The sequence below is a fragment of the Pseudanabaena sp. lw0831 genome (assembly GCF_016584665.1).
Lineage (GTDB): Bacteria > Cyanobacteriota > Cyanobacteriia > Pseudanabaenales > Pseudanabaenaceae > Pseudanabaena.
This window is the reverse complement of the sequence record NZ_BBJB01000110.1, coordinates 67718-75940: the sequence shown is the minus strand read 5'-3', so window position 1 is coordinate 75940 and position 8223 is coordinate 67718. Positions and strand designations below refer to the sequence as shown.

Annotated in this window: 2 protein-coding genes; both read right to left on the bottom strand. The window is 41.1% G+C overall.

The annotated features are described in order from the left end of the window. Positions 1 to 300: 300 nt before the first annotated feature. On the bottom strand, positions 301 to 2121 hold the full coding sequence (gene recN / locus APA_RS22555) for a DNA repair protein RecN (RefSeq protein ID WP_201324473.1): 1821 nt from the start codon (positions 2119 to 2121) through the stop codon (positions 301 to 303). Positions 2122 to 2166: 45 nt separating this feature from the next. Continuing rightward, on the bottom strand, positions 2167 to 8190 hold the full coding sequence (locus APA_RS22550; protein ID WP_201324472.1) for a hybrid sensor histidine kinase/response regulator: 6024 nt from the start codon (positions 8188 to 8190) through the stop codon (positions 2167 to 2169). Between the last annotated feature and the right edge of the window lie 33 nt (positions 8191 to 8223).

Below are 8223 nucleotides of genomic sequence, written 5' to 3'. Positions count from 1 at the left end.
ACTATATTCTTTTCTTATGGCTATAATTTGCTTTTATTGTTTCCCTATTCATTCTTGAAACAGCCCTGCTTTTTAAGGGGGATTGAGGGGGATCTATTAGGGCTTTTGACCGTAGAAAGTAATTCTTAAATGGTTTCTTAGGGCTTTTAGCCGCAAGTAATTCTTACAGCAATTCTCGAGCAAAAGAACCACAAGAAATTTTTTTAAAATTTCTTGGTTTGGGTTTGAGCGCAAGTAAATGGTTTCTTAGTCATCTTCAGATGACTTTAGCTCTTAGCCCGCACTTGAGTGCAGGGCTTATTAGCTGCTAGCCTTGATCGCCGCAGCCTGCTCCAGTAAAGACTCAGCAAACGCGATCGCCTGAGACACCGTACTACTAACACTCTCCTTATCCAAACTTTTTCCTTTTTCCTTTTTCTTTTTTCCTTCTTTCCCTTCTTTCCCTTCCTCAACTGTCATTCCTGAAGCAATCTGAGCAAGCTCCTGTTTACGCGCTTCTAATTCTAAGAGACGGATTTGCACTTGAGTTCGATCGCCGATTACCAGCTTGCTGACATGGAAATGCCGATCAGCGATCGCCGCAATTAATGGCTGATGAGTCACACAAAGGACTTGAGAACTTCGGCTCAGTTGCCAAAGTTGGGTAGCGATCGCTTGCGCAACTCGACCTGATACCCCTGCGTCAATTTCATCAAATACCATTGTGCCGACATTCGCATGATTAAACTCCGAAGATATCGGTTGAGATTCTTGGTTTTTCTGTTTCACAAAACAAGTTTTAAGCGCCAATAAAAATCGGCTCATTTCACCGCCTGAAGCAGTTTCAGCAAGAGGTTGCAAAGGCTCTCCAAGATTAGGGCTAAACTCAAAGACAATGAGATCGCTACCTAGTGCTGTTGGTTCAGTCGGATAAATACCGACTTGAAAGCGGACTTTTTCCATGGCAAGCATTTTTAGAGCATCGATTTGCACTTGTTCGAGGGCGATCGCAGTTTGCCGACGTAATTCCGTTAGTTTTTTACAACTCTTTAGTAAAGCCTGTAAATCAGCCGATGCTTTGCGTTCCAAATCTTCAATGGAAATACTTTGATCGGTTAGTTCAGCGAGTTCAAGTTGGAGCTTTTCGGTATAGGCGATCGCTTCGGGAAGCGTGCCATATTTACGGCAGATTTGTTTGATTTGATTAATTCGTTGCTCGATCGATTCTAGCTGTTCAGGATCAGAATCAAGACGATTAGCATAATTATTGATCTGTCGCCCCGCTTCTTCGACTTGAGCAAGGGCGCTAGAAACTAATTCGAGAAGGCTCTCAACTTCGCGATCGAGTGTTGCCATTTCCGTGAGAATAGCCTCTGCTTGTCCTAACAAATCCGCACAGGCATTACCACCATCATTCTGATAAAGCGCTTCATACACGGCATAGCCTTGCTTTTGCAGTTCCACACTATGGGCTAACCGATTGCGATCGCTTTCGAGATTGTCTAACTCATCGGGATCATCTAAATTCGCGGCTTCAAGTTCTTTTAATTGATAGCGCAACATGTCCAAATGCTGCAATCGATTGCGCTCATTTTGTTGGCGATCAAATAAAGCTTTGCGCGATCGCTCTTTTATCTCAAATAATTTTGCGACTTTTTGGCGTTGCGATAACAAAGCCTGATTAAAAGCTTGATCGCCAAAACTATCTAGCCATTCCCTCTGTTGAGCAGCTTGGCTCAGCAAGATTGTCTGCCCTTGGGCAGTAATCTCGACAAGGCGATCGCGCAATTCTTGAATCTGTTGCTTATTTACAACCACGCCATTAATGCGGGTGCGATTGCTCCGCGCCGTAATTTCGCGACTACAAATCAGCGTTTCAGCATCGAGAGCATCAATTTCTTGAATCTCTAGCCACTGGGCGATCGCTTGATTAGTCGAAAAAGTAGCTTCGATATTAGCGCGTTCTGCTCCAGTTCGTAACATTCGCGCTGATACCTTGCCTCCAAGTGCAGCATCTAGAGCGTCGAGGACAATTGATTTGCCTGCTCCTGTTTCGCCTGTGAGAATATTTAGACCTGCATATAGCTCAAGCTCTAAGCGATCAATCAGGGCAAAATTTTCGATTTTGAGACTCAGCAGCATAGTTTTTTCTTGATTTAAGAATGTGCTTTGCACATTCTTAAATAGTTAGATAGGCAAAGTCTCTCCAGCTAAAAGACGTTTCGAGGCACTCAGTAATTCTTCTTCAAGATATGGCTTAGTGAAGTAGCCCTTTGCGCCAAGCTGAATTGCTGACTGACGGTGGCGATCGGCTCCTCGTGAAGTTAACATCGCCACAGGAATATCTTTGAGTCGAGAATCCTTTTGGAGTCTCGATAGCAGATCTAATCCATCCATCCGTGGCATCTCAATATCGCAGAAGATCATGTCACATGGCAGCCCAGCACGGAGTTTTTCCCATGCATCCTGACCATCTTTTGCCTGTTCGACGCGATAGCCTACTTTCGCGAATGTCAACGACAGTAACTCACGTACCGTGATCGAGTCATCGACAATTAGCACCGTTGGATCGGCAGCAACATCTTCTTCGACTATTGGCTGAATAGTCATACCTGAAGTTGAAGGACGCAATCTGCCACTAGCGATGTCGAATAACTCCAACACGTTCGCGATCGCCATGACACGACCGTCCCCTAATACTGTTGCACCCGCAATTCCCGATGGCTGAGGAATTGGTCCCTCTAGTTGTTTGATTACGATTTCGTATTCACCAAGGAATTGATCGACCTGTAGGGCAAGATAACTAGTGTCATTACGGAGAATAATAATGCAAAGTTCATCGTTTTCCTGCTTACCATAGATACTGCTACGGCTGAGGTGGCGGCTATAGGAAAGCAAATTAGATAAATGTTGGAATGGCAAAACTGTATCGCGCCAAGGCAAACATGGCTGTCCTTTCTCATTGAGAATGATCTGGCTTTGAGGAACTTCCACCATATCCTCGAAACCATCGACGGGGAAAGCAATTCGAGCGCGATCGCTAATACAAAACATTGCCTTAGAAATACTCAGAGTCAGCGGTAAGCGAATTGTAAAGGTCGTGCCCTTACCTACTACCGATTCCACAATAATTACTCCGCGAATATCATCAAGGCAGGTTTTCACCACGTCTAGACCAACGCCGCGACCTTTAAATTCATCGGCTTGAGCAGCAGTACTAAATCCCGCTTCAAATAGCAAAGCATAAACTTCAGTTTCATTGAGACGATCAACTTCAGATTGCGATCGCACTCCCTTAGAAACAGCGCTTTTCTTAACTTTGTCGGTACTGATCCCAGCACCATCATCGCTGATAGAGATTACGGTCTGGTTACCTTGATGATATGCTCGTACCGTCAATCTTCCAGTTGCTGACTTACCAGCCGCTTGGCGAGTGGAGGGATCTTCCAAGCCGTGATCGATCGCATTATTTACAAGGTGTGTAAGCGGATCGGTAAGCTGCTCCAAAATGGCCTTGTCGATCAGCGTCTCTCGTCCAAATATTTCTAACTCTGCTTGTTTGCCAGTTTTGAGAGCGCGATCGCGAATACCTCTAGGCAAGCGATCGGCAATTTGCGCGAAGGGCACCATGCGAGATTGTTTAAGATCGTCTTGAACTTGGGTGGTAATCGTTCCTAGTTGACGTGTCACCTGATCTGTCTCACCAACTACAAACTCTATGTCAGAGGCAGATTCACGAACTCGGACAATTAACTCGATAATCTCTTGCGATAGAACGTGGAAAGTGTTGTAGCGATCAAACTCAATTCCTTCAAAGTCATTGGTCACTGAACTATTTGAGTTTGAACCATCACTTAATTGTGATGGACTATCAAAGCTATAGGAGGATCGTCCACCACGCCCTGCGGTTAGAGAAGCTTCTAGCAAAGAGCGATCATATTGATCGCGCATTCTCTGAGATACATCACTTAATAACTGCACTTGATGCAATAGGTTTGTAATAAACTGTTGCAATCTTTCCTGATCTTGTTCCAAAAGATTGCGGTTTACAACCAGTTCTCCAACGAGGTTATTAAGGCTATCAAGGTACTTTACATCAACACGCATGGTTGAGTCTGTTAGCCTTGGCTTGCGAGTGTTTGCGGGTTGACGTGTAGGAGTTTTAGTTTTTATCGGCCCAACATCTTTCGCAAAAGCTGTCTGAAGCATGTTCTCTAACTCATCAAACTCATCAGTTGCCTTCTTCGTTTTTTCAGCATCGTCAAAGCTGTTACTATCACCTAGGAGAGCTTCCAATTCATCAAAATTCATGTCATTGGAATCTGCTGATATATGATCGTTGATAACAGTTGCTGTGATCTGATCGTCGAATGTTCTATTACTTACCCCATTAATATCATTTTGCATATTACTAGAACTGCCAATCATCGCTTCTAAATCATCGAAGTCGAAGTTGTCATCAATCCCATTTAGTTCATCAGTTTGCAATTGCTGCTCAGGTTCTAGTTTTTTTGTTTCTGGGGCTTGGATGAGAGGAAATCCCGATTCGGAAATGTCTCTATCTAAGTCAGCAAATTCATTAAATTCGCCAAAATCGAGAGGTGTATCATCGGTTAGATTGGAGCTTGCCAATTCTTCCTCAGAATTTTGCAACAAATTATTAAATTCCGAATCATCATCAACTTGGAAGAAATCCGCCAAATTAGCAATTGTGGTCTTTGCCGATGCATCATTATTTTCAAGATTTAGATCTGCTTGGATATTTGTCAGCCCCGATTCCATCGTTTTTAGACTCTCATCTTGCAAGTTGTCGTCTAACATACTTGTCAAATCATTGATGTCATCGGATTGAGTTAATGAAGTTGCTTGATCAAAGTTGATTTCATTCTCTAATACGGTTAAATCTTCTTCTTCAGCATTAGTAAATAAGCCATCTAGATTTGAGTCGTCTGAAGAGTTGATTTGCTGAAAAAATTCTCCTGCCAAATTTGAAGGATTTGCTTCAGAAATATCTTCATCTACCATTGACAAGAAATCGGAGTTGATATTTTGAGGAGAATCAAAATCAATAAATGATTCTTGCTCTTCTTCAGATCTATCAACTACACTATCGAACTGATCGCTATTGGTTAGATTAGCCTCAAATTTGTCAGAATCCTCATTTGAAATATTTTCTGTTAGACTATGGAACTCTTCTACTTCATCAAAGAAATTACCTAAATTATCAGTGTTATTAATAATATTAGTATAATCATCTAGTTCACTATTATCACTAGAATCAATTTCAGAATCTTCGGAAGTATTAAAGAACTCACCTAAAGATTCGGTGTTGTCGAATTCATAAGTAGGTTCAATACTATCAGGGATATCATTAAAAATTTCAGGCTCATCTGAAGCTGCGAAGAAATCTCCTAGATTTTCAGTATTAGTGAATTCTTGTTCAAAACTATCGATATAACCATCGCTGATATTATTAGAAATAATTTCAGGTTCTTCTGAATCACTAAAGAAGTCATCCGATTCCTCAGTAATATCTGCGCGATCAGTGAAAGCCTCCAATTCGTCATTTACCTCAACAGAAACTTCAGGCTCCACAGAAGCGGCAAAGAAATCGCCTAAATCGTCAGTATTGCTAAATTTCCGATCAAAGCTATCAACATAATTATTACTGATATCGCTAGCAATTGCAGGTTCGTCAGACTCTGCAAAGAAAGCACCTAAATCATCAGTACTAGCAAATTCATCATCGAAGTCATTAGCGATCGCATCAGAAATATCTTCTACATCTGAAGGCTCCGCAAAGAAGTCAGCAAGATCATCAGCATCATTAATTGCACTATTTGTTTCGTTGTCTTCAGTAAAACCAGCAAAGTTTGAGGTCGCTTCATCTAATGACGAAGTATAGAAACTGTCATCTAATTCAGCATTATTGATTACAGGGATTGGCGCTTCTATAAATTCAATGCTTTCATTAATAAGGTCTAAATTATCAGAAACATCTGAGGAGCCAGTTGTAAATGTCAAGAAATCATTAGGATTTGCATCTGTAATGACTGATGCAAATCCTGATGATTCCACAACTCCTTGAGATGCTTCATCAAATTCATCATTGTCAAACCCTAGCTCATCAAATACATTTAATCCAGTCGTATCAATGCCATCAGAGTCGCTATTCCTGAAAATTGACTCTGAATAATCGTTAGATACAATTTTTTCTGCATCTTCAAAGAAATCATCTACATCAGCATTGATGGCTTCTTCATTAACAAGGCTAGGAGATGATTCTAACAAGACTGCGTCAAGACTTCCCTCGATCGCAAATGGGTCGTCAAGCAAATTCATTCCCTCTTCTGAAAAAGTTAAGGCAAAGGGGTCGCTAGGACTATCGTCATCATCACCAGCAATCTCATTTTCTGCTCTTGCGATCGCGGCAAAATATTCTTCACTAGAGAGAGGCTGAGACTCGTCTGTGTCAGTCAGTCCAATATCTATAGACTGTTCAGTAGTTTCTGCTTGAGATGGTAATTCAGAAAAGCTATTCTCCTCAACATCGATTTCATTGATGTCAATATCATTAAACTGATTCTCAATTGAAAGCGAATCATCTACTTGCTCAACACTAATTTGCTCAACAATATCCATCCCTAAATCAAGAGCAAATTGATTGTCTAGAGACTCGTCAGTCACAAAATCTTCTATAAACAAGCTGTCTAGATTTGCTTGTTCCCTTTCAGGAATAATCTCGGGACTGATTTCCGAAATACCATCAGGAATTTCTCCCCATGAATCATCAAGATCATCTGGGAATAGAGAACTAATATTTTCTTCGGTTACTAAATCTTGGTCAGAAAATTCACCAAATAGTTGATCGATAGTAGATTCTCCACCGCTTAAGTTTGGAACTGTTACATCATTGTTGTTGTCAGAATTATTGTCAAGGAGATCGGCAAACTCATCATGGCTGTCAGAAGTCTCAGGGGATCCATGGTTTGCTATATTCGTTTCATTGGATTCGATATCTTCCCATGCAGCATCAAAATCAATGTCATCATTTTCAAATAGAATTGCTAAAGATTTCAACTCTGAAGCACCGACTTTTGGTCCATCTATATGTTGATTCTCAGTGATTTCATATTCGCCATCCATCCAATCCATTTGATCGACTTGATTTTTACGGGTATCAGGCAAATCAAATATTTCTTCATTGACCTGATCAGCAAATAGATCGATATCTACATCTGGATTTAAATCTAGATCTCTATCGATGGATGTAATGGATGTATCGGAAATAGCAAAATTATCTACATTTGAATCTTCGCCAATATTCCCAGACGCAGTAGTGAAGATTGTACTAACTTCATCCTCCTCTGGCTCCGAAAATCGATAGGGCAAGAGATTTTGCAGTTGTAATGACACAGCGATTTCTAATTCCCGATTTACCAGTACTAGATCCTGAGCTTCTTTTAACTCTCGAATCAAAATAGGTGCGAGGGTACGGTATGAATTGCTAGACTGAGCGATCGCATTTTTAATTTGAGTGACTAAATTAGTCCAATTCCGTAAATCAAAGTTGTTGCCAATTTCTTGAAAGTAATTGCAAACTGCTTGTAACTGCGATCGACTCTCTGCATTATCTGTCGCTCGAAACAATTGCAGCATGTCTCGCATTTTGGTTGTGACTTCTTGCTGAAATATTGACTGTTGAGAAAGGACTAACTCTTGTGGTTGAGGAATGCTCTCTTCTGGTTGTCTAAATGTATCAGTAGATATCTCACCATCAGTATCTGAGACTAACTGATTTAGGTACGACTCCAGCTCAGCAAAGACAGGCTTAACTCGGTTATTTGTTTCAATTGTTAACTCATTAGATATTTTGTAGCCGCCTTGCAATTCATCCAAAAGCTCTGAAAGTGGATCAAATCCCGCTAGTAATAGGCTTTTTAACCGCTCATCGACAGTCATTTGTGGATTTTCTTTGAGGATTTTGAAAAAATCTTCTAATCTATGGGCAACATGCTGAATGCTGCCTACTCCTAACATTGCAGCGCCACCTTTAATTGAATGAGCTGCTCGAAAAAGCTCATTAACTGATTCCGAATCATTTAGGACATCTTGCAAGTTTAATACTCCTTGCTCAATCGTCTGAAGATGTTCGCGAGCTTCTTCAATGAAGTAGCCCATGATCCTTTGCTGTTGTTGTTCCGAGTTCATGACAGAATCCTCTCAAAGATTAGGGTGTGAGTA